We start from the raw sequence: 22,372 nt of genomic DNA on the forward strand, positions 1-22,372 counted from the left end.
TACCATATTACGGCATGCAAAGACTTTTTTCTTCCACGCACCCTGCCAGTGACCGGAGCTCACTACTTTATTATTAAATTTCATATGCTTACCTATTATTAAATTCGCTATTCCCGTAGATCGTCAGGCGGTCCTCCGGCATATATCCATTGCTGGTTTTGGATTTTGGTATTACGGTATACCAAAAGCACAGAGGCCTCGGCACGCTGCCAGGTCGCCACCCGGGAGAGAGCGATGAGCTTCGAGATCCGCAAGATAGTGACCTACCGCGAGACGACCTACATCGAGGGCGGCAAGCCGGGGGAGCGCCCCGTCACCCAGCTTGGCGTCGCCGCCGTGATCGCCAACCCGTGGCACGACCAAGGCTTCGTCGAGGACCTGGGCCCGGAGATCCGCAGCGGCTGCTCGGCGCTGGGCGAGCGCATCGTCGAGCGGGTGCTGAAGGAAATCGACGGCGAGACCATCGAGGCGTATGGCAAGGCGGCGGTGGTGGGTGCCGATGGCGAGATCGAGCATGCCTCAGCGATCATCCATACCCTGCGCTTCGGCAACCACTTCCGCGACGCAGTAGGCGCCAAGAGCTACCTGAGCTTCACCAACAAGCGTGGCGCGCCGGGCACCTCGATCCAGATTCCCATGATGCACAAGCACGACGAGGGCTATCGCTCGCACTACATCACCCTGGAGATGCGCATCGAGGACGCGCCGCGCCATGACGAGATCGTGGTGGCCCTGGGCGCCGCCGACGGCGGCCGCCTGCATCCGCGCATCGGCAACCGTTATCAGGATCTGCAGGAACTGGCCGCCGAGGCCGAGCAGTCCGGCGTATGAGCGAGGGGAACGTCGCCATGGACCTCACCCACGCCCAGCACAGCCCCGACGGCACGCGCTACTGGCGCCAGGGCCGGGGCGCGCCGCTGGTGCTCGTCCACGGCGTGGGCCTCGACGCGCGCATGTGGCGAGCCCAAGTCGATGCCCTGGCGCGCGAGCATGAGGTCATCGCCTATGACATGCTCGGCCACGGCGACAGCCCCCTGCCGGCAGCGGCAGCCGGGCTGGACGACTACGCCGATCAGTTGGCGACGCTGCTCGATCATCTGGCGCTCGAGCGTGTCGCCGTGGTCGGCTTCTCGATGGGCGGCCTGGTGGCCCGTGCCTTCGCACTACGCCACCCGCAGCGTCTGACGGCGATGGTGATACTCTCCAGCGTCTTTCGGCGCGATGCCGGCCAGCGTGCCGGGGTGCGCCAACGCCTGGCCCAGGCCCGCGAACAGGGCCCGGCAGCCAACGTCGATGAGGCCCTGAAACGCTGGTTCAGCCCGGACTTTCGCCGCAGCCACCCGGAGCGAGTCGCGGCAATTCATGCCACTGTCACCAACAACCATCCCGAGGGGTACTATCGCAGCTACGCGCTGTTCGGCACCCAGGACGACTTCGCCGCCGACCGGCTCGCCACGATCCACGCCCCGGTGCTGGTCGCCACCGGCGAGCTGGACCCGGGCTCCACGCCCCAGATGACACGCGCACTGGCCGACTGCCTGCCCAACGCCGAGGCCCATATCCTGCCCGGCCAGCGGCACATGGTACCTGTGGAGGCGCCCGAGGCGGTCAATGCACTGCTGCGGCGCTTCCTGGCCAGTGTCGATTCCCAGTATGCACCCAAGGAGGTTTCCCGATGAGCCTGGAAACACACCAGATGTGGATCGGCGGCGAGTGGGTCTCGTCCCGCGCCGGCGCCACCTTCGACAGCTACGACCCGGCCACCGGCGAGGCCTGGTGCCGCCTGCCCGATGCCAACACCCAAGACGTCGACGACGCCGTGCAGGCCGCTCAGCGCGCCTTCGAGGCGCCGGCCTGGGCCGGGCTCAGCGCCACCGTACGCGGCAAGCTGCTGCATCGGCTCGGCGTGCTGATCGCCGAGCACGGCGAAGAACTCGCCCAGCTGGAAAGCCGCGACAACGGCAAGCTGATTCGCGAGACACGCGGCCAGGTCGGTTACCTTCCTGAGTTCTTCTATTATTTTGCCGGACTGGCCGACAAGGTGGTCGGCGAGACGCTACCGCTCGATAAGCCGGACATGTTCGGTGCCACCGTGCGCGTACCGCTCGGCGTGGTCGCGGCGATCATTCCCTGGAACAGCCCGCTCTACCTGACCGCGATCAAGCTGGCACCGGCGCTGGCCGCCGGCAACACGGTGGTCATCAAGCCTTCGGAGCACGCCTCGGCCAGCCTCATCGCGCTGATGCGCCTGGTTGAGCAGGCCGGCTTTCCGTCCGGCGTGGTCAATCTGGTCACCGGGTTCGGCCCGACCACCGGCGCGGCGCTGACCGGCCACTCGCTGGTGCGCAAGATCGCCTTCACCGGCGGTGCCGGCGCCGCTCGCCATGTGGTGCGCAACAGCGCCGAGAACTTCGCCAAGCTGTCGCTGGAGCTCGGCGGCAAGTCGCCCAACATCCTGTTCGAGGACGTCGATCTGGACAGCGCCATCAACGGCGTGGTGGCCGGCGTGTTCGCCGCGGCCGGGCAGAGCTGCGTGGCCGGCTCGCGGCTGCTGGTCCAGCGCAGCATCTACACCGAGGTCGTCGAACGCCTGCGCGAGCGCGCCAGCACCATTCGCATCGGCGACCCGGCCGATGCCGAGACCGAGATGGGCCCGATGGCGACCCAGGCGCAGCGCGACGTGGTCGAGCGCATGGTCGCCCAGGCCCAGGCCGACGGCGCACGCCTGATCCACGGCGGCAAGCGCCCGGACATCGCCCGCGGCTGGTACTACACCCCGACCATTCTGGCCTGCGAGTCGCACGCCATGCCGATCATGCAGGAGGAGGTCTTCGGACCGGTGGTGGCGGTGATCCCCTTCGATGACGAAGCCGAGGCACTGCGCCTGGCCAACGACACCGAATACGGCCTGGCCGCCGGCATTTGGACCCGGGACATCGGCCGCGCCCATCGCCTGGTGCGCGACATCCGCGCCGGCATCCTGTGGGTCAATACCTACCGTGCGGTCTCGGCCATGGCGCCCATCGGCGGCTTCGGCGCCAGCGGCTACGGCCGCGAGTGCGGCATCGACGCCGTGCACGACTACACCGAGCTCAAGGCGATGTGGATCAACCTGTCCACCCAGCCCATGCCCGATCCCTTCATCATGCGTTGAGAGCGAACAGACCCATGATCGATAGCCAAGCCTACAAGCAAGTTCTCGGCGCCTTTCCCACCGGCGTCACCGTGGTGACCGCGCTTGATGCCAACGACCGCCTGGTGGGTTTCACCGCCAGCGCCTTCTCGGCGGTGTCGATGGACCCGCCGCTGGTGCTGGTCTGCCCCAGCCTCGGCTCGGACTCCTACCCGGTCATCCGCGACAGCGGCCACTTCGCCATCCATATCCTCGGTCACGAGCAGGAGAGCATCGCCTACCGCTTCGCCAGCAAGGGCAGCGACAAGACCAAGGGCATCGCCTGGCACCGCTCCGCCCATGGCAATGCACTGCTCGACGGGGCCGCGGCCTACCTGGAGTGCCGACTGTGGGAAGACTACCCGGGCGGCGATCACGCCATCCTGGTCGGTGAAGTGCAGGCGCTTTGGGTCGACACCGCCGAGCAGGCCGACCCGCTGCTTTACTGTCGTGGCAAGATGGGCAAGCTGCCACCGACTTTGAGCCTGATGGCCGCCACCGCCTGAGGAGAACCACATGACACAAGACCGTTTCGAACGCGGCCTGGACAAACGCCGCCGCGTGCTTGGCGCCGACTACGTCGACCAGTCGATGCGCAACGCCGACGATTTCACCCGACCGCTCCAGCAGCTGGTCACCGAGTACTGCTGGGGCGAGGTCTGGCAGCGCGAGGGGCTCAGTGATCGCGACCGCAGCATGATAAACTTGGCCATGATCACCGCCCTGAATCGCCCCCACGAGCTGCGTCTGCACGTGCGTGGGGCGATCAACAACGGCCTTAGCGTCGAGGAGATACGCGAGATTCTGCTGCAGACCGCGATCTACTGTGGCGTGCCGGCCGCCATCGATGCCTTCCGTCAGGCCCGCGAGGTGCTGACCGAGATGGGCGAGATCTAGGCCAGCGGCCAGCCCGGCCACGGCGCCACCACGGACGAGGGAGAGAGCTATGCAACGAATGCCGCTGGACGACAGCCTGAAGGTGACACGCAACCAGCCCACCCTGCGGGAGATGGTGCTCGACAAGTTGCGCGGCGCGATCATGAGCTTTCAGTTGCTCCCCGGGGATCGCCTGGTCGAGCGCGACCTGTGCGACCGCCTCGGCGTCAGCCGCACCTCAGTACGCGAGGCGTTGCGCCATCTCGAAGCCGAGGGGCTGGTGGAGCATAGCGGCAGCCGCGGCCCGCGGGTCGCCGTCATCACCCTGGAGGACGCCCGCGACATCTACGAACTGCGCTGCGTGCTCGAGAGCATGGTCGTGCAACTGTTCACCCAGAAGGCCAATCGCCGCCAGATGGGGGAACTCGACCGGGTCTGGGAAATCCTCAAGGACGCCCTGCGCAGCGGCCAGACCCTCGACATCGTCGAGGCGGTCAGCGATTTCTACGGCGTGCTCTACGACGGGGCCGGCAACCGCGTCGCCGGCCAGTTCCTCAGCCAGTTGCAGGCCCGAGTCAGCTATCTGCGCGCCACCTCGGTGTCCCAGGAGGAGCGTTACACCGACAGCTTCCGCGAGATGGCACGCATCGTCGAGGCGATCAAGGCCCGCGACCCGGCCGCCGCCCACGAGGCCTGTGTGGCGCATATCCAGGCCGCCGCCAAGGTCGCCTTGGCGGCGCTGGCCGCCAAGAGTGGCCAGACCGAAGAGACAATCCCCCCGCCACTGCGCGTCGAGACCAGCCTGTAAGAGGCACCCATGCCCCACTACTGCTGCCGCTGCGGCCATCACCCCCTGGTTCGCCGGGTTCCCGACGGGGACACGCACGAGCGCGATTGCTGTAGCACCTGCGGTTACATTGCCTACGACAATCCCCGCGTGATCGCCGGCGCCATCCTCGAGCGCGAGGGTCGCTTGCTGCTCTGCCAGCGCGGCATCCCGCCCCGGGTCGGCACCTGGACCCTGCCGGCGGGTTTCATGGAGCGTGGCGAAAGCGTCGAGGAAACAGCCCACCGAGAGGTATGGGAGGAAACCGGGATTCATGCCGAGATCCTCACCCCCTACTCGATCTTTAGCGTACCGCCGACCAACGAGCTCTACATCATCTACCGCGCGCGGCTGCTGGGATGGAACGATGCACCGGGTCATGAGACCCAGGCCGTGGACTGGTTCCGCGCCGAGGAAATCCCCTGGGACGCGATTTTCTATCCGGCCATCCGCCAGATCCTCGAGCGCTATATCGACGAGCACGCTGGCGGCACCTATGGCATCTACACCGGCAGCATGGAGAGCGGCACCATCCATTTCATGCGCTGATCGCTGGTGCCCATCGCCTTAGGGCGAAACGACCTCGACCACTTCCAGTTCGAAGCCCGCCAGGCCCTTGTAGTTCAGCGGTGCGCCCATCAGGCGCAGCTTGCCGACGCCGAGATCGGCGAGGATCTGCGAGCCGGTGCCGGTGGTGGAGTAGCACCGCGGTGGGTTCTCCACCGCTGGCTGGTTGAGTCGGGTGGCGCGCGACAGCAGGCTCTGCGACGACTCATGACTGGCCAGGATCACCACCACCCCATGCCGCGCCTCGGCCACCGCCTCCAGCGCCGACCATAACGACCAGGCCCGGGGGCCCTGATACTCGGCCCCCACCAGGTCTCGCAGAGGGTCCATGGCATGCACCCGCACCAGGGTCGGCCGCACGCTGCCCAGTTCCCCCATGGTCAAGGCGAGGTGCGCCTCGCCGCTGATGGTGTCCTCGTAGGTATGCAGGGTGAACTCGCCATGCACCGTCTGCAGCGGCTCCTGCCCGGTATGCACGACGGTCTTCTCGGTCGCCAGGCGATACTGGATCAGATCGGCTATGGTACCGATGCGCAGGCCGTTACGGTGGGCAAAGGCCTCCAGCTCGGGGCGCCGCGCCATGCTGCCATCGTCGTTCATGATCTCGACGATTACCGCGGCCGGTTCGTGGCCGGCTAGGCGCGCCAGATCACAGCCCGCCTCGGTGTGGCCGGCACGACTCAATACGCCGCCAGCGCGGGCACGCAGCGGAAAGATATGCCCGGGCTGCACCAGGTCGCGCGGGTGGGCCTCGGGCGCCACCGCCGCGCGCACCGTGGTCGCCCGGTCCGCCGCGGAGATACCGGTGGTCACGCCCTCGCGCGCCTCGATGGACACGGTGAACGCTGTGGCGAAGCTGGCGCCGTTGTTCTCGACCATCGGCGTCAGCCCCAGCTGCTCGCAGCGCACACCGGTCAGCGTCAGGCAGATCAGGCCCCGGGCGTGGGTGGCCATGAAATTGATCGCCTCGGGGGTGACGTGCTCGGCGGCCATGACCAGGTCGCCCTCGTTCTCGCGATCCTCGTCGTCGAGCAGGATGACCATTCGCCCTTGGCGAATGTCATCGATGATGTCCTCGATACGATCGAATGCCATAACAGTCCGGCCCTGCAGAAGTGGGTGATAAGCAGCACGTGTCAAACGCCCGCATTTTGGCATACCATAATACAAACGACCACCGCCGGAGGACACATGCCCAAGGGTTATTGGATCGCCAAGGTCAGCGTGACCGACCCACAACGCTATGCCGCCTACCAGGTGCTCGCGCCCGAGGCGCTGAATCGATACGGTGCACGCTTTCTAGCGCGAGGTGGGGAGCGGATCGTCCTCGAGGGAGGCGAAACGCCAGAGCGCTGCGTCATCCTCGAATTCCCCAGCTACCAGCAGGCGCTCGCCTGTTATCACTCCGAGGCCTACCAGCGCGCCAAGGCCGCGCGCCAGGACGCTGCCGACGTGGAGATCGTTATCACCGAGGGGTTATAAGACCCCCTGACACGTCAGTTCCATCTCATCCTGCTAGACACCTGTGCCGGTGTCCGATAACCGAGTGTCAGCAACGGCGCTATAAGTCCGTTTACGAAATAGCTGCAATCACCATGCGCTAAGAAAATCATCTTGACCCAAGCATGCAAAAAAGCTGACTTCGCTCATTAGCTCTATCTATTGCACTACATTGGCAGCAGCTACTGAATCGCCCCGGAAATTCTAGACACCCGCCAAGCTCTAGAAATAGCGCCGTTCGTAATCGACCGGTGACAGGTCATCACTCGTGCCGTGACGGCGCTACGCTCATGCCTCCCGCGGCCTTATGTCAAAAATCGGTCCATTCCTCTGCGGTCTCGGGGCGCGGGCTTGCTGCCGCTTTACACGAAGCGGTAGGGAAAGAGAGGCGGCTCGCCATAGCGCAGCATTCGTGTGTGGCGATCAAGATTGGGTGTAACTATTCAGGTGGTTTCGGATAAGGAGTCGCCAATCCTCTGTTTTTTCTGGCACAGTGTGCCCAAACAACCGGCACGCCATGCGATGACATGACCATCAGCGACATCAACGTCGACGAGGCCCTGGAACGGGTCCGGCAGCAGCTCAAGGAAGACCGCACGGTCTCCCCGTCGCTGCGTGCCGCCATCGACGTGCTGATGCTGCTGGTCAAGCTCATGGCCGACCGGCTGGCCACCGGCAGCCGCAACAGCAGCAAGCCACCGTCCCAGGATCCCAACCGCCAGCGCCGCTCGCGTGCCAAAGGCGAACGCCGTCCCGGCGGGCAGCCAGGGCATGCGGGCAAGACGTTGGCGCCGGTGACGGATCCCGACGAGGTGGTTGCATATTCCGGCCCATCGTGACCGACCATTCCGTTTGAACGTGACCGCCTGTTCCGGGTGATCGTGACCGCTCATTCCGTTTTATCGTGACCGATTTCGGGTAGTTTTCCGTAATCACCGGTCACGTTCCTCCGGAATCACTGCCAAAGCGCTGGAATTCTTCAACTTAATCCGACATACCCGTTCTTTTTTCAACACGAGGAAGAGCGGATGCCGGCAACGAGGATTTCCGTGCGACAGATTATCGAGGTCTTGCGCCTCAAGTACGAAGCGGGCCTGAGCCATGAGCGCATCGCCCGCGCCTGCGGTCTCTCCAAAGGTGTTGTGGGCAAGTATGTCAGCCTGGCCCAAGCTCAGGGCATCACCTGGCCGTTGCCGGAAGGCACGGACGAAGCGCGGCTGGAAGCCCAGCTGTTCCCGGCCAAGACGCCGCCTGCACGCTTTGCCGAGCCCGACTACTTCCAGGTTCACCAGGAACTCAAGACCAAGGGCGTCACCCTGCAACTGCTGTGGGCCGAGTATGTGGAACGCCACGGCGACAAGGCTCGCCGGTACAGTCAGTTCTGTCATCATTACCGGCTCTGGCGTGGCCGGCAGCGGCGCAGCATGCGCCAGGTTCACCGGGCCGGTGAGAAGATCTTTATCGACTACTGCGGCCCCACGGTTCCGGTGGTGGATCGCAGCACCGGCGAGATGCGTAAGGCCCAGGTCTTTGTGGCGGTGCTGGGCGCGTCCAGTTATACCTTCGCCGAGGCCACCTGGAGCCAGTCCCTGCCGGACTGGATCGCCTCCCATCAGCGGATGCTGACGTTCTACGGCGGGGTAGCTGAACTGTTGGTTCCCGATAACCTCAAGGCAGCGGTCACCAAGGCGGACCGCTACAGCCCGAAGATCAATGAGACCTACGCCGAACTGGCCGCCCACTACCAGACCGCTGTATTACCGGCACGCCCCTACAAACCCAAGGACAAGGCGAAGGCGGAAGCCGCCGTACTGCTGGTCGAGCGCTGGATCCTGGCCCGGTTACGACATCAGACGTTCTTCTCCCTGGCCGAGCTAAACGCAGCCATCGCCGGGTTGTTACCGGCGCTGAACCAGCGTCCGTTCCAGGGGCGGAGCGAGAGCCGCCAGAGCCTGTTCGAGACACTGGACCGACCCGCACTCAGGTCGCTACCCGCGACGCCCTACGTCTACGCCGAGTGGCGCAAGGCACGACCGGGCATCGACTACCACATCGAGATCGACAAACGCCTGTACAGCGTGCCTCACGCTCTGGTGGGCGTAAAACTGGACGTACGCGCCACCGATACCGCCGTGGAAGTCATGCACAAGGGACAGCGGGTTGCCCTGCATCCTCGGCATGGCAAGAGCCGCTTCGTCACCCTGACCGAGCACATGCCCAAGGCGCACCAAGCCCACCAGAACTGGTCTCCCGGGCGGTTCCTGAACTGGGCCACTGACATCGGCCCCGCCACGCTCGACGTGGTGCAGCGCCAGCTCAAGGATCGCCCGCATCCAGAGCATGGCTACCGGGCCTGCCTGGGGCTGTTGAACCTGAGCCGACGTTACAGCCGTGACCGGCTTGAGCAGGCCTGTGCACGGGCGCTGTCCATCAACTCGGCCAGCTACCAGAGCATCACCTCGATCCTGAAGCAGGGGCTGGACCAGCTCCCGCTGCCCTTGACTGAAGAGGAACCGGAACTGACCGACCTGCCCGTCCACACCAACGTTCGCGGCCCCCGCTACTACCACTGATCCCGGAGAAACTGATGCTGACTCAAAATACCCTCGAGGCCCTGCGCCAACTCAAGCTGACCGGCATGTGCGATGCCCTGGAACAGCAGCGGGCACAGCCCGACACCCACGACCTGGCGTTCGAGGAACGCCTGGCCCTGTTGGTGGACCGCGAAGTGCTGCACCGCGAAAGCCGGCGACTGGAGCGGCTGCTCAGGGCCGCCCGACTGCGCATGCCGGCCTGCATCGAAGACATCGACTACCGCCATCCACGGGGGCTGGAGCGCTCCCGCATGGCAGGGCTGGCCAGCTGTGACTGGACCCGACAGTCCCTGAACCTGTGCATCACCGGCCCCACCGGTTCCGGCAAGACCTGGCTGGCGTGTGCCCTGGGTAATCAGGCTTGCCGGCAGGGCCTCTCGGTACGCTACCTGCGGGTCCCGCGCCTGTTCGAACAGCTGCGCATCGCTCACGGCGATGGCAGCTACGCCCGGCTGATGAACCAGCTGATGAAGACCGATCTGCTGATCCTGGATGACTGGGGCATGCAGAAGGTCACGGCACCGCAACGGCAGGACCTGATGGAGGTGATCGAGGACCGACATGGCCGGGGCTCAACACTCATTGCCAGCCAGCTACCCACCGAACACTGGCATGACTACATCGGCTCCGCGACACTGGCCGACGCTATCCTGGACCGACTCCTGCACGGCGCTCATCGACTCAATCTGAAAGGGGAATCACTGAGAAAAGCCCAAGCACAAAAAGCGGAATCGGTTGACCCAACGTGACCGCTCAGAGTACAAAACCGACTCCAGCGTGATGGCCGCGTGCAAACCGGTCACGATCACCGGAATGACCGGTCACGTTCGCCGGAATATGCAGTGGTCAAGCTCCGCGTCGATCGCCGGCGTTTGCCCACAGGGCGCACCTATCGCAGCGTTGGCGTCGAGACCCGCCAGGTGCAGGACATCGTGATCCAGGCCGTGGTCACCGAGTACCAGGCCGAGATAGTGGAAGATGACCAGGGGCAGCGCCATGTGGCGCCGTTTCCCGAAGGGGTGACGCGGCCCATCCAGTATGGCCCGCGCCTCAAGGCACACGCGGTCTATCTCTCGCAGTACCAGCTGCTGCCCTATGCGCGCATTCGGGAGTTGCTGGCCTCGCAGTGTGGCCTGGCGTTGAGCACCGGCACGCTGTTCGCCTTCAACCAGGAGGCCTACCAGCGGGCCGAGACGTTCGCCGAGTGGGCGGTCCCGGCGCTACGCCAAGCGCCCACCGTGCATGCCGATGAAACCGGGATGCAGGTCGGCGGCCAGCGTTACTGGCTGCACAGTGCCTCCAATGACGGCCTGACCTGGTTGGCCCCGCACCCCAAGCGCGGCCAGGAGGCGATGGACGCCATCGGCGTATTGCCCCTGGTGCGTGGCGTGCTGGTACATGATCACTGGAAGCCCTACTACCGCTACCCGGATTGCCGGCACGCCCTGTGCAACGCCCACCACCTGCGGGAATTGACGGCGGCCTGGGAAAACGACCACCAGCACTGGGCCAAGTCGCTCCATGACCTGCTGTTGGCCATGAACCGAGCCCCGCTGCCCCCTTCACCAACAACCAGGGGGAGCGCGACCTGCGAATGACCAAGGTGCAGCAGAAGATCTCGGGCTGTTTTCGCGCCTGGGAGGGCGCCGAGATCTTCTGCCGGATGCGCCGCTTCCTCTCGACCGCGGTCAAGCAAGGCATGGCGGCGCATACGGCGCTGGAGCAACTGTTTGCCGGCGAGGTGCCCACCTTCATGCGACAGGATGACCAGGATCAGGCGGCATGAGCTGAATAGTTACGATACTTTAACAACCTGATTGGTCAAATAATGATCATTTCAGGTGGTTTTATCGTAATATAGGATGACACTTTATTCTCATCCCACAGCAACCCTGGTTGTAGCCTGCCGGGATCGCTTGCTTGCTGTTTGGTCCAGAGATTCATTCTGGCGTGCCGTCCGCTGCTTCATGGATGGCTTCCCGCGCCCGTCCGGCCACTTGGTAATAAAGAGGCTTGTTGACAGATAGGTAATGAAAACTATTTTGAGGAGTATGGAAGCGGTCATGAATCCAACAGTTAAAGTTAATTTAACTTGGATTAAATAGGGAGATACCACATGACAGAGCCAGAAGAGCATAAGAGCCAATACACTCGTTCACCGGGAGTTACTCAAGATTCACCGGACGTTACTTCTTCGACTAGAGGCAGTGAATCGAGTACCGGCGAAAATCTTGGCAGAGACTCATCCCATCAGCATGAAGCCAAGGAAAAGGGTCGCGAAACCGCCGATAAGGTCAGAAACGCCGCGCGAACGAAAGCCGAAGGCATGTTCGACGAGCAGAAGTGGGTGTTCGCGGACCATACCGAAAGGATGTCGACGGTATTCCGCAAGATGGCGAAAGAGTTCGATGAACAGGACCAGCACTATTTTTCCGTTTACGCTCATAATATTGCCCGCTGCACGGACGCCCTGTCTCAGCGGTTAAGGGAGCAAGACTTAGGCAGTCTCGTCAACCAGGTCCAGCGTTATAGCCAACGCCAACCGGCGATCTTTCTGGGCGGCGCGATTGCCGTCGGATTCTTTTTGGCACGTTTTTTGAACAGTTCTCAGCGTACCACGGACCATGCTCCCCAAGCCGGTAATCCAGTGGCCTCATCGGGCATGGCGGAACCCGGCAATACCAGCGGCACTCCGAATGCCAGTGCTTACTGAGGTTTGCTGGCGAACTCGCCAATTTACTAACACCACACGTTTATTACCGCTTTTATCGCAACGAGCATGAACTGCAAGAGGCTGTCTGTAGCAAGAGGCTATCTGTAGCAAGAGGCTATCTGTAGCAAGAGGCTATCTGTAGCAAGAGGCTATCTGTAAGTAATTATTTTTGCTGATTTTCATGAGCGGGCCTTGCGGCCCATGAGCTAGAACGCTTGAACGGTTCATTGATAGCCAGGGAGGCTAGAGGTATGGATACGGAGAACAGGAATACGCGGGAAGGCAATTCGTTAGGTTCGCTTATTTCGACCGTGACCCAGGAAGTCACCGCCCTTATCCGCAATGAAGTCGAGCTTGCCAAAGCCGAGATACGCCAGAAAACCTCGCAACTCGGGACCGGCATCGGTTCGGTCGCGGCAGGGGGCGGTGTCCTGCTGTGCGGCTTTCTCGTCTTGCTCGCCTCGGCGGTGTTCGGCCTGAACATCGTGGTGCAGGCCATGTGGCTTTCCACACTGATCGTCGGTGCGATCGTGGTTATCGTCGGGTTCATCATGCTTCAGGGCGGCAAGAAGAAGCTGAAAGCCACTAATCTGACCCCCGACAGGACCATGGCCAGTCTTCAGAAGGACCAGGGGATGGCGAAACGGCACCAGAGCCAGGCTAAGGAGCAGCTGAAATGAGCGAACGGCGCAATCAGCGTAACCCTGAAGAGATCGAAGCGGATATCGCACAACACCGTGAGCGGTTGGATGAGTCTCTGGAAGAACTCGAGGAAAGATATTCTCCCCAGCAGTTGATCAACAGGACGTTCGATTACGTGCGTCATGGAGGGGCCAACGAGTTTGCAGCCAACCTGGGCGAGACCATCAAGCAGAACCCGGCCCCATTTATGGTCACCAGTGTGGGGCTGGGTTGGCTGATATGGTCGTCGCAGCGCAGCGCGAACGGCCGGCCCCACTCCGGGAACGGGACTCGTGGCGTGGAAGGTTATTACCCATCGAAACCGGTAGCCACCACGAGCGGTAATGATTCGCAAGGCCATGGTCGTACGGCCGCGGCCAAGGAAAAGGCACAGCATATGTCCGATAAGGCACAGCATATGTCCGGTAGCATCAAGGACCGAGCTCGGGGAATGTCGGATGGCATGCGCGAGCGCACCTCGCGGGCCAGGGCCGGTTCACGAAATGCCATGCACGGCGCCTCGAGCAGAGCGCAGAGTGTGGGTCAGCAAACGACCCATTTCATCAAGGAGCATCCGGTGATGGCCGGCGCGCTGGGCATCGCCCTCGGTGCGGCCATCGGCAGCCTGCTGCCCTCGACGCGCACCGAGGATGAACGCCTGGGAGCGATGCGCGACAAGACGGTCGATCGGGCTACCGAAGAGGGTGAGCGCTATGCCGAGGAAGCCCGCGCCAAGGCGAATGAAAAGGCCGAGCAGGCAGGCAGCCAGAATAGCGCGGAATCGGGCCGCTCCGGATCGGGTGGGGCTTCTGAAACGGGCGGAAACAGCGCCTTCAGAGAAGCCACCACCCCCGGCTCCGCAGCGGAGGCGACCGAGCCTCGGCAATCCGGCGTGAACGGCGACGATTCTCGCTCAGGCGGCAGTCGTTGACGATGAGCCATTGACGATAGTGGCAGGTGGCAACAACCGGGAGCCAGGCTCCCGGTTGTTGCGTCTGACTGTGATTTCCTTGAATAACGAGCGCGTTTAACGCGTTCTGGGCATCAATACCCAAATCTTTCCGGGCTGTTTCATGCGACCGGCATTTTCGCCGGCTTCGTCGCCGTAACCCCAGAAGAAGTCGGCCCGTACCGAGCCCTTGATGGCGCTACCGGTGTCCTGAGCGACCATCAGCCGCCTTAGCGGCTCCTCGGAGAGCGGCTGCGTGGTGGCCAGGAATACCGGCGCCCCCAGCGGAATGCGCGAAGGGTCGACGGCGAGGCTGCGCTGCGAGGTCAGCGGCACCCCCAGCGCGCCGACCGGGCCTTCGCTGGTGGCCTGGGGATCGATGCCTCGCGACTGGAAGAACACCATGCGGGGATTGACGTCGAGCGCGCTTTCGGCCTGCTGAGGGTTACGCCGCGCCCAGTCGCGTATGCCGGCGAGCGTTGCCTCGCCGGGCGTGATCTCCCCGCGATCGATCAGCGCCCGGGCGAACGAGCGGAATGGCTGGTTATTGGTACCCGCGAAGCCCACCCGCATCATGCCGCCCTCGGCCAGCTCGACACGCCCCGAGCCCTGAATCTGCAGGTAGGCGGCTTCCACGGGATCATCGACCCAGACCAGTTCCTGGCCACGCAGGACCCCCGAGGCCAGCAATTCGGCGCGCGGTGGGCGAGTCTTGCCGGGGGTTTGCGCCCAAGCCGCCGGCAGGCGATAGAGCGGTATCTGATAGCGTCCATGACGCTGAAGCGATCCCTGCAGGCGCGGCTCGTAATAACCGGTGATCGTGCCGGTGGTCGAGCCGTCGTCGTTGATCATCAGATAAGGCGCGAAGCGCTGCTCGAAGAAACGGATGATGGCACGATTGTCGAGCGGATCGACGCGCCGGGCGTCGGCGCAGACGCCGCTCCAGGCGGGCTTGTCGGCGAGTCGGGTGCAACTGGCGCGAAAGGCGCTCCAGGCACTGATGGCATTGTCCTGCGGCCAGCCGGGCAGGGCCTGCCACGACATCGGCTGCATCCGTCCGTTGAGATCGCCTCCGGCCGAGGGCGGCGGGGCTGGCGAAGGGGGGCGACTGCTGCAGGCGGCCAGCAGCAGCAAGAGACACAATCCAGCAAGGCGTGAGCCGAATTTATGGGGTAGGCCGGACGATCGCCGGTCGATAGCCAGATTGCGCACGCAGATTACCTTTGTTCCGTTCTCTGAAAGCGGCCGCTACCCGGCCGGCCGTCAGCGATTATAGGCCAAGCCGGGCGTTACGCTATACGCCAAGGGTCGCGGCACTCTAACCGGGCTCCCAGGGTGGGGTATAGTAAGGCTGATAATGGCAGCGAGCACAGAGGGCCGCCTCGGGCCGTTGATGATTCAGTTGCCGCGTGACTTCGGCCATGACGAGTTGCCCCGGTTGGCCGCATTGCTCGAGCGCTGGCCACGGAATATTCCCTGCGCCGTCGAGGTCAGGGCCAGTGGATTTTTCCACAAGGGGGCTGGCGAACAGCAACTCAACCGCTTGTTGATAAGTCACGGCGTCGATCGTGTGATGCTCGACGTCAGGCCGCTGTTCTCGACACCCTCCGGCAGCGACTCACGCCTGTTCAAGGCCCGGGATGAAAAGCCGCGACGCCCGCCACATGTGCTTTCCACGCCAGATCGGCCGATCGTCCGCTTTATCGGACATCTTGACACGGCCATCAATCAGCGTTATTTCGCGCCCTGGATCGAGCGCCTTAGCCTGTGGATAAAACAGGGGAAAAGCCCTTTTCTCTTTGTGCATGCACCGGACAATCGCGAGGCGCCGCAGTTGGCAAGGCACTTTTATTCATGGCTCGCGAGCGGGCAGGCATTACCGGCACTTCCCGGTTCCCGGGGAGTATCAAACGTCGCTTTTCTAAGGCATCAAGGGAAAAGCGTGGGCTATCGGACTGGCCATCGGCCTCGTCATCGGATAGTTTTGTCGTGAACTTATGGCCGCGCAGCTTCAATTCGTGGCAACAACAAGACAAGCGTCGCCTCTCGATGAAGGATTGGCGACGATAGGCGATATCAGGGTACAAAATGGCAAAAATCTCCCACGCGCAGTGGTCCTCGAAGCTGACTTTCATACTGGCCGCCACGGGTTCCGCCGTCGGCCTGGGTAATATCTGGAAATTTCCCTATATGGTGGGCGAGAGCGGTGGCGCTGCCTTCGTGCTCGTCTACCTGATCTGTATCGCCTTGGTGGGCTTGCCCATTCTGGTCGCCGAATGGTTGATGGGCCGCCGCGGCCAGAAGAACCCCATCAATACCATGGCGGATCTGGCCGAGCGGGAAGGGCGCAGCAAGGCTTGGGTCCTGATGGGCATCAGCGGCGTGCTGGGGGCCTTCCTCATTCTGTCGTTCTATAGCGTGATCGGTGGCTGGTCGCTTTTCTACACGCTGGGCTCCGTCACCGGGTCCTTCAGCGGCCAGGATGCCGATGGCATCGGCGCGCTGTTCGACGATCTGCTGGCCAGTCCGGGAACGCTGCTGCTATGGCATTCGGTATTCATGGTGCTGGTCATCGGCATCGTTGCTCGCGGCGTGACCTTGGGCCTGGAGGGGGCGGTACGCACCCTGATGCCGGCTCTGGGCATCATATTGGTAGTGCTGGTGGGCTACGGTCTCTTTTCGGGCTATTTCGGCGAAGCCCTCGTCTTCATGTTCAACCCCGATTGGGGAGCACTGGACGGCGACGTGGTGCTGGCCGCCATGGGGCAGGCGTTCTTCACCCTGTCGCTGGGGATGGGCATCATGATGGCTTACGGCTCCTATCTCGGAGCGGACGTCGACCTGCTCGGCACCGCCCGTACAGTGATCATCCTCGATACGCTGTTCGCCCTGATCGCGGGCCTGGCGATCTTCCCCATCGTGTTCGCCAACGGCCTCGATCCGAGTTCGGGGCCGGGCTTGATCTTCGTGACCCTGCCCCTGGCCTTCGGCAACATGACCGGTGGCGTGATCATCGGGCTGCTGTTCTTCCTGCTGCTCACCTTCGCGGCCTTGACCTCGGCGATCTCGCTGCTCGAACCGGTCGTGGAGACCGTCGAGGAGCGTACGCCGCTGTCCCGGGTCGGTGCGACGCTGGTGGCCGGAGCGGCGACCTGGGCCCTGGGCATCGCGGCGCTGCTCTCCTTCAATGCCTGGTCCGAGGTCAGCATTCTGGGGCTGAGCATCTTCGACTTCCTGGACACACTGACCAGCAAGTACCTGCTGCCCTTGACCGGCCTGCTGGCGGTGGTATTCGTCGGCTGGTTCCTGGATGGCGACAAGGTGCGCCGAGAGCTGAGACTCGGGGAGACCGGAAGCAAGTTGTGGACCTTGATCACCCGTTTTATTGCGCCCATCGGGGTCGTGGTGGTCTTTATCAGCAGTTTGTAGGAGGGCGGACCAGCCCCGACACGCCATTTCGGCCCCGACCGATCGGGCCGAAATGGCAATGCCGAGCGTGGCGTCAGCGCGGCACGGCAGGACTACTGCATGAGATCGTCGAAGTCGGCGATATCGCGCTCGAGACGCTTTATCTCGTTATGCATCTCGATGCCGCGGCGGGCCCTGAGATAACGGACGGTGGCGTTCTGCTTGCGCGATTCATGATCGGCGACTTCAAGGTCCATGAAAATGTCGAGGAGTTCACGTTTCACGGCGCCAAGCTGTTGCGTTGCGTTAGGCATGATCGACTCTCCTTTCTTCTTGCGGTGTCACTGTGACAGCTTTTTTACTATACCCCAGTTGACAAAACCGCGACATTGGCGTCCAAGAACGCGTTTTAACGCTTGATTGCCGGTGCAGGGTCGGTCAGCCTGAGCGGACGCGATCGCGACCCGGCGGCTGCCTTCCGTTCGTCAGGGCGCTACTTTCCATGCCGCAAGGCCATCACCGAGGAGCCCGCCGTGAGCCGTGCCCTGTTCGATGAAATGAGACGTCGCATGGAGCTGTTCCGGCGCTCCGAGCAGAAGGTCGCGCGCTTCGTGCTGCGCAATCCCGATGAAGTGATCCACATGCGCATCGTCGATCTGGCTACCGAAGCCAAGGTCAGCGAGCCGACGGTGGTGCGTTTCTGTCGCGCGCTGGGCTGCGACGGCTTCCAGGACTTCAAGCTCAAGCTGGCGCAGATGCTGGCCACCGGCAGCCAGTTCGCGCAGTTCTCGATGAACGACAGCGACAGCGTCGCCGAGTTTTCCCACAGCATCTTCGATTCCACCGTGGGCACGCTGCTGTCGATACGCGATCGCCTCGACAACGAGGCGCTGGGCCGCGCGGTCAACGCCCTGGCGATGGCCAACCGGGTGGAATTCTATGGCTTCGGGGCGTCGGGGGCGGTGGCCTTCGATGCCCAGCACAAGTTCTTCCGCCTGCAGATCTCGACATCGGCCTATGCCGACCCGCACATGCAGAACATGTCGGCGGCGACCCTCAAGGAGGGCGACGTGGTGGTGGCCATCTCGCAGACCGGGCGCACCCGGGCGCTGGTCGACAGCGTGCGCCTGGCGCGCGAGACCGGGGCCACGGTGATCGGCCTGTGTCCCAGCGCTACGCCGCTGGCCGAGGAAGTCGGCCTGCCGCTGTATATCGACGTCCACGAGGACACCGAGATCTACACGCCGATGAGCTCGCGCATCGCTCATCTGGTGCTGATCGACGTGCTGGCGGTGGGCGTGGCCAAGACCCGCGGGCCGCATCTCACCGAGCAACTCAAGGCGGTCAAGCGCAGCCTCAATCCGCTGCGCTTTCCCGAACAGGAATCATAAGCTGTAAGCTATAAGCTATAAGCTATAAGCTATATGTTAAAACCTGGCACAAGCTACATGGCTTACGGCTTACGGCTTACGGCTTACGGCTTACGGCTTACGGCTTGCGGCTTGCGGCTTGCGGCTTGCGGCTTGCGGCTTGCGGCTTGCGGCTTGCGGCTTACGGCTTGCGGCTTGCGGCTCCCCGCCGAAGGCGGCGGATATGCTAAGCTGGGCGTCCATTTCGACACCCCGAACATTCCCATGGACGACGTTTCGCCGGGCGACGTTTCGCCGCTTCTCGACGCTCTCAACCCTGCCCAGCGCGAGGCCGTCAGCGCACCGATGGGCAACATGCTGGTGCTGGCCGGCGCCGGCTCGGGCAAGACCCGGGTGCTGGTTCACCGCATCGCCTGGCTGATGCAGGTCGAGCAGCTCTCGCCCTACGCGATTCTCGCCGTGACCTTCACCAACAAGGCGGCCCGCGAGATGCGCACCCGCCTCGAGGCGCTGCTGGGCCTGTCGTTGCGCAACATCTGGGTCGGCACCTTCCACTCCATCGCCCATCGCCTGCTGCGCACCCACTGGCAGGACGCGAGGCTGCCCCAGCACTTCCAGATCATCGATAGCGACGACCAGCTGCGCCTGATCAAGCGGCTGCTCAAGGACCACGACATCGACGACGAGCGCTATCCGCCGCGTCAGGTCCAGCATTTCATCTCGGGCTGCAAGGAGGAGGGCCTGCGTGCGCACCAGGTGCAGACCCACGGCGACGTCTACCTGGGCCAGATGGTCGAACTCTACGAGCGCTACCAGCTGACCTGCGAGCGCGGCGGGCTGGTCGACTTCGGCGAACTGCTGCTCAGAAGCCTCGAGCTGTTGCGCGACAATCCGCGGCTGCTGGCCCACTACCGCGAGCGCTTCGCCCACCTGCTGGTCGACGAGTTCCAGGACACCAACACCCTGCAGTACGCCTGGCTCAAGCTGCTGGCCGGCGACAGCGCCGGGCTCACCGTGGTCGGCGATGACGATCAGTCGATCTACGGCTGGCGCGGGGCACGGGTCGAGAACATCCGCCGCTTCGAGCAGGAGTTCGCCAATACCCGTACCGTGCGTCTCGAGCAGAACTACCGCTCGACCAGCGCGATCCTCGATGCCGCCAACGCGCTGATCAGCCACAATGCCGGGCGCATGGGCAAGGAGCTGTGGACCGCCGGCGCCAAGGGCGAGCCGATCTCGGTGTATGCCGGCGTCAACGACCTGGACGAGGCGCGCTTCATCGTCGACACCATCAAGGCCAAGCTCGACGAGGGCTTCAATCGCCGCGAAGTGGCGATCCTGTATCGCTCCAATGCCCAGTCGCGGGTGCTCGAGGAGACACTGATCCGCCAGGGCATGCCGTATCGCATCTACGGCGGCCAGCGCTTCTACGAGCGCCTGGAGATCAAGAACGCACTGGCCTACCTGCGCCTGCTGATCAACCGCGAGGACGACGCCTCGCTGGAGCGAGTGATCAACGTGCCGGCGCGCGGCATCGGCACCCGCACCGTGGAGATCCTGCGCGAGCGGGCCCGCGATCACGGCGTCTCGCTGTGGCAGGCGCTGCATGACAGCGTCAGCGACGGCACCTGCAAGGGCCGCGCCGGCAACGCGCTCACGGCGTTCGCCAACCTGATCGAGCGTCTCGACAACGAGACCGCGGGAATGGCGCTTTACGAGATCATCACCCACGTCAACGCGGTCACCGGGCTGATCGAGCACCACCGCAGCGATAAGGGCGAGAAGGGCAGTCAGTCCAAAGGAGAAATGCGGGTCGAGAACCTCGAGGAACTGGTCAACGCCGCGCGGGCCTTCACCCAGGGCGACGCCATGAACCTCGCGGAAGTCGGCGAGGGCAGCGCGGCGCTTGCGCCGTTTCTTGCCGAGGCGGCGCTCAACGCCGGCGATCACGAGGCCGACGAGTTCGAGGACTGCGTGCAGTTGATGACCCTGCACTCGGCCAAGGGTCTGGAGTTCCCCATCGTGTTCGTCGCCGGCGTCGAGGAAGGGCTGTTCCCGCACAAGATGTCGCTGGAAGAGCCGGGGCGCCTCGAGGAGGAGCGCCGGTTGTGCTACGTCGGCGTGACCCGCGCCATGCACAAGCTCTACCTGACCCACGCCGAGATGCGTCGCCTGCATGGCAAGGAAACCTTCCAGCGCCCGTCGCGATTCATCCGCGAACTGCCCGAGGAACTGCTCGAGGAGGTGCGCCTGCGCGGCCAGATCTCGCGTCCGGTCACCGCGACGCGCGCGGGGCGCGGCCTGTCGCAGCAGACCACGGTCTCGGCCGGCGACGACCTGCCCGCGCTGTCGCTGGGCCAGCGGGTCAGCCATCCGCTGTTCGGCGAAGGCGTGATCCTCAATGCCGAGGGTCAGGGCGAGCGGGCCCGGGTTCACGTCAGCTTCGAGGGCGAAGGCGACAAGTGGCTGGTGCTGGGCTTCGCCAAGTTGACGCCGCTCTGACGCCATGCCCAGACGCCGCCTATTCGCTTGCCCCTGAAAACGCCCTTCGCGCATACTCCGAAACGGAGCTTTGCGCCCCTCGGGGGCCAAACAGAACAATCACCTGGAGTCACGCCCGTGATGCAACGTCGCAAGTTTCTTACCGCGCTCGGCGCCGGTGCCGCCGGCGCGGTCGCCGCCCCCTTCGTTTCCACCGCTCGCGCGCAGGACACCGTGCGCTGGAAGATGGTCACCTCCTGGCCCAAGAATTTTCCGGCGCTGGGTACCGGCGCCAACGATTTCGCCAAGCGCATCGGCGAGCTGTCCGGCGGACGCATGCAGGTCGATGTCTATGGCGCCGGCGAGATGGTTCCCGCCCTGGAAGTGTTCGACGCGGTGTCGTCGGGCACCGCACAAATGGGCCACTCGGCCTCCTACTATTGGCTCGGCAAGGTTCCGGCGGCGCAATATTTCACCGCCGTGCCGTTCGGCATGAACACCACCGAAACCAACGCCTGGCTGTACCAGGGCGGCGGCTTGAAACTGTGGGACGACCTCTACGCCGAGTACAATCTCAAGCCGTTCGCGGTGGGCAACACCGGCACTCAGATGGCCGGCTGGTTCAAGCAGGAGATCGACTCGCTGGAGGACATGCAGGGGCTCAAGATCCGCCTTCCCGGGCTTGCCGGCGAGGTCATGAACCGCATCGGCGCCACGGCGCTGACCATTCCCGGTTCGGAGATCTTCACCTCGATGCAGACCGGCGTGCTCGACGCCGCCGACTGGGTAGGGCCCTACAACGACCTGGCCTTCGGTCTGTATCAGGTTGCTGACTACTACTACACCTCGGCATGGAACGAGCCCAGCGCGATACTCGAGGGAACCGTCAATCTCGAGGCCTGGCAAGCGCTGCCCGACGATCTCAAGATCGTGGTCGCCGAGGCGGCGCGCAGCGCCAATCTGGCGATGATCGATGAATTCACATTGCGCAACGCCGAGGCGCTCAAGACGCTGGTCGACGAGCATGGCGTCAAGCTGCGCTCGCTGCCCGACGACGTGCTCAAGGCGCTGTACGGGGCCTCGCAGAAGGTGCTCGAGAAGCAGGCGGCAAGCGATCCCGCCTCGGCCAAGATCTATGAGTCGTATCGCGCCTTCCAGCAGCGCATTCGGCCGTACACCGATATCGGCGAGTTCGCCTATCTCAAGAACCGCGCCTTGGTGCGCGGCTAGGCGGC

21 protein-coding genes and 2 pseudogenes are annotated in these 22,372 nt (G+C 63.7%); 20 read left to right on the forward strand and 3 right to left on the reverse strand.

The features are described from left to right. The first annotated feature begins 234 nt into the window (after nucleotides 1-234). Genes HALZIN_RS0114870 through HALZIN_RS0114900 form a run of 7 tightly spaced genes read left to right on the forward strand, consistent with a single transcriptional unit; the run spans nucleotide 235 to nucleotide 5,423 of the window. Nucleotides 235-831 carry an amino acid synthesis family protein gene (locus HALZIN_RS0114870; protein ID WP_031384979.1) on the forward strand — a complete coding sequence of 199 codons (597 nt, stop codon included), beginning with the start codon at nucleotides 235-237 and terminating at the stop codon, nucleotides 829-831. Beyond that, nucleotides 828-1,679 carry an alpha/beta fold hydrolase gene (locus HALZIN_RS0114875; protein WP_201448203.1) on the forward strand — a complete coding sequence of 284 codons (852 nt, stop codon included), beginning with the start codon at nucleotides 828-830 and terminating at the stop codon, nucleotides 1,677-1,679. The genes HALZIN_RS0114870 and HALZIN_RS0114875 overlap by 4 nt, the downstream gene beginning before the upstream one ends. After that, on the forward strand, nucleotides 1,676-3,154 hold the full coding sequence (locus tag HALZIN_RS0114880; protein WP_031384981.1) for an aldehyde dehydrogenase: 1,479 nt from the start codon (nucleotides 1,676-1,678) through the stop codon (nucleotides 3,152-3,154). Before HALZIN_RS0114875 ends, HALZIN_RS0114880 begins: the two co-directional genes overlap by 4 nt. A 14-nt stretch (nucleotides 3,155-3,168) precedes the next feature. After that, nucleotides 3,169-3,678 carry a flavin reductase family protein gene (locus tag HALZIN_RS0114885; RefSeq protein WP_031384982.1) on the forward strand — a complete coding sequence of 170 codons (510 nt, stop codon included), beginning with the start codon at nucleotides 3,169-3,171 and terminating at the stop codon, nucleotides 3,676-3,678. Nucleotides 3,679-3,688: 10 nt separating this feature from the next. Further along, nucleotides 3,689-4,069, forward strand: coding sequence for a 4-carboxymuconolactone decarboxylase (pcaC, locus tag HALZIN_RS0114890; protein ID WP_031384983.1), 381 nt, complete (start codon nucleotides 3,689-3,691; stop codon nucleotides 4,067-4,069). Between the two features lie 49 nt (nucleotides 4,070-4,118). After that, nucleotides 4,119-4,856 (forward strand): GntR family transcriptional regulator, encoded by a 738-nt coding sequence (locus tag HALZIN_RS0114895; protein ID WP_031384984.1) that lies wholly within the window; start codon nucleotides 4,119-4,121, stop codon nucleotides 4,854-4,856. Nucleotides 4,857-4,865: 9 nt separating this feature from the next. Then, nucleotides 4,866-5,423, forward strand: coding sequence for an NUDIX hydrolase (locus HALZIN_RS0114900; protein WP_031384985.1), 558 nt, complete (start codon nucleotides 4,866-4,868; stop codon nucleotides 5,421-5,423). Between the two features lie 18 nt (nucleotides 5,424-5,441). Here the strand turns inward: HALZIN_RS0114900 and ribBA are convergent, their stop codons facing one another. After that, on the reverse strand, nucleotides 5,442-6,536 hold the full coding sequence (gene ribBA, locus HALZIN_RS0114905) for a bifunctional 3,4-dihydroxy-2-butanone-4-phosphate synthase/GTP cyclohydrolase II (RefSeq protein WP_031384986.1): 1,095 nt from the start codon (nucleotides 6,534-6,536) through the stop codon (nucleotides 5,442-5,444). 96 nt (nucleotides 6,537-6,632) lie between these two features. Here ribBA and HALZIN_RS0114910 point away from each other — a divergent pair, with 96 nt between their 5' ends. From HALZIN_RS0114910 to HALZIN_RS0114945, 8 genes and pseudogenes are all read left to right on the forward strand, one after another. Then, nucleotides 6,633-6,923 carry a DUF1330 domain-containing protein gene (locus HALZIN_RS0114910; RefSeq protein ID WP_031384987.1) on the forward strand — a complete coding sequence of 97 codons (291 nt, stop codon included), beginning with the start codon at nucleotides 6,633-6,635 and terminating at the stop codon, nucleotides 6,921-6,923. A gap of 545 nt (nucleotides 6,924-7,468) precedes the next feature. Next, nucleotides 7,469-7,759, forward strand: a pseudogene (locus HALZIN_RS0114915) (DUF6444 domain-containing protein); the annotation flags it as partial. Nucleotides 7,760-7,969: 210 nt separating this feature from the next. Further along, nucleotides 7,970-9,514 carry an IS21 family transposase gene (gene istA / locus HALZIN_RS0114920; RefSeq protein ID WP_031384989.1) on the forward strand — a complete coding sequence of 515 codons (1,545 nt, stop codon included), beginning with the start codon at nucleotides 7,970-7,972 and terminating at the stop codon, nucleotides 9,512-9,514. A gap of 14 nt (nucleotides 9,515-9,528) precedes the next feature. Then, nucleotides 9,529-10,284, forward strand: a complete 756-nt coding sequence (gene istB, locus HALZIN_RS0114925) for an IS21-like element helper ATPase IstB (protein WP_031384990.1) — start codon at nucleotides 9,529-9,531, stop codon at nucleotides 10,282-10,284. A gap of 12 nt (nucleotides 10,285-10,296) precedes the next feature. Further along, a pseudogene (gene tnpC, locus HALZIN_RS17175) lies at nucleotides 10,297-11,321 on the forward strand (IS66 family transposase); the annotation flags it as partial. A 330-nt stretch (nucleotides 11,322-11,651) separates the two neighbouring features. Next, complete coding sequence (locus tag HALZIN_RS17975; RefSeq protein WP_150113126.1) at nucleotides 11,652-12,248, forward strand: hypothetical protein; 597 nt, start codon at nucleotides 11,652-11,654, stop codon at nucleotides 12,246-12,248. A gap of 251 nt (nucleotides 12,249-12,499) precedes the next feature. Beyond that, nucleotides 12,500-12,928, forward strand: coding sequence for a phage holin family protein (locus HALZIN_RS0114940; RefSeq protein ID WP_031384992.1), 429 nt, complete (start codon nucleotides 12,500-12,502; stop codon nucleotides 12,926-12,928). Next, the gene (locus tag HALZIN_RS0114945) at nucleotides 12,925-13,860 is read left to right on the forward strand and encodes a YtxH domain-containing protein (RefSeq protein ID WP_051907547.1); all 936 of its coding nucleotides are present in this window, start codon (nucleotides 12,925-12,927) and stop codon (nucleotides 13,858-13,860) included. The genes HALZIN_RS0114940 and HALZIN_RS0114945 overlap by 4 nt, the downstream gene beginning before the upstream one ends. Nucleotides 13,861-13,956: 96 nt before the next feature. On the opposite strand, the gene mltA is transcribed toward HALZIN_RS0114945, so the two are convergent. Beyond that, entirely contained in the window at nucleotides 13,957-14,922 is a 966-nt protein-coding gene (mltA, locus tag HALZIN_RS0114950) for a murein transglycosylase A (protein WP_051907548.1), read from the reverse strand. A 349-nt stretch (nucleotides 14,923-15,271) separates the two neighbouring features. Between mltA and HALZIN_RS17665 the strand changes: the two genes are divergently transcribed. Together HALZIN_RS17665 and HALZIN_RS0114960 are read left to right on the forward strand one after the other, a co-directional pair. Further along, entirely contained in the window at nucleotides 15,272-15,871 is a 600-nt protein-coding gene (locus HALZIN_RS17665) for a DUF72 domain-containing protein (protein ID WP_422723639.1), read from the forward strand. A gap of 95 nt (nucleotides 15,872-15,966) precedes the next feature. Beyond that, complete coding sequence (locus HALZIN_RS0114960; RefSeq protein ID WP_031384996.1) at nucleotides 15,967-17,307, forward strand: sodium-dependent transporter; 1,341 nt, start codon at nucleotides 15,967-15,969, stop codon at nucleotides 17,305-17,307. Nucleotides 17,308-17,399: 92 nt separating this feature from the next. Here HALZIN_RS0114960 and HALZIN_RS0114965 read toward each other — a convergent pair whose 3' ends face one another. Further along, nucleotides 17,400-17,600 carry a PA3496 family putative envelope integrity protein gene (locus HALZIN_RS0114965; RefSeq protein WP_031384997.1) on the reverse strand — a complete coding sequence of 67 codons (201 nt, stop codon included), beginning with the start codon at nucleotides 17,598-17,600 and terminating at the stop codon, nucleotides 17,400-17,402. A 219-nt stretch (nucleotides 17,601-17,819) separates the two neighbouring features. On the opposite strand from HALZIN_RS0114965, the gene hexR reads away from it, so the two are divergent. The 3 genes from hexR to HALZIN_RS0114980 all read left to right on the forward strand — a co-directional run bounded on the left by hexR (nucleotide 17,820) and on the right by HALZIN_RS0114980 (nucleotide 22,367). Further along, complete coding sequence (gene hexR, locus HALZIN_RS0114970) at nucleotides 17,820-18,677, forward strand: transcriptional regulator HexR (protein WP_031384998.1); 858 nt, start codon at nucleotides 17,820-17,822, stop codon at nucleotides 18,675-18,677. A 243-nt stretch (nucleotides 18,678-18,920) separates the two neighbouring features. Next, nucleotides 18,921-21,158: a DNA helicase II gene (gene uvrD, locus HALZIN_RS0114975; protein WP_031384999.1), complete on the forward strand. Its 2,238-nt coding sequence runs from the start codon at nucleotides 18,921-18,923 to the stop codon at nucleotides 21,156-21,158. 120 nt (nucleotides 21,159-21,278) lie between these two features. Then, a complete protein-coding gene (locus HALZIN_RS0114980) occupies nucleotides 21,279-22,367 on the forward strand; it encodes a TRAP transporter substrate-binding protein (RefSeq protein WP_031385000.1) in 1,089 nt (362 codons plus the stop codon). Nucleotides 22,368-22,372: the final 5 nt, after the last annotated feature.

It is taken from the genome of Halomonas zincidurans B6 (assembly GCF_000731955.1).
Classification (GTDB): domain Bacteria; phylum Pseudomonadota; class Gammaproteobacteria; order Pseudomonadales; family Halomonadaceae; genus Modicisalibacter; species Modicisalibacter zincidurans.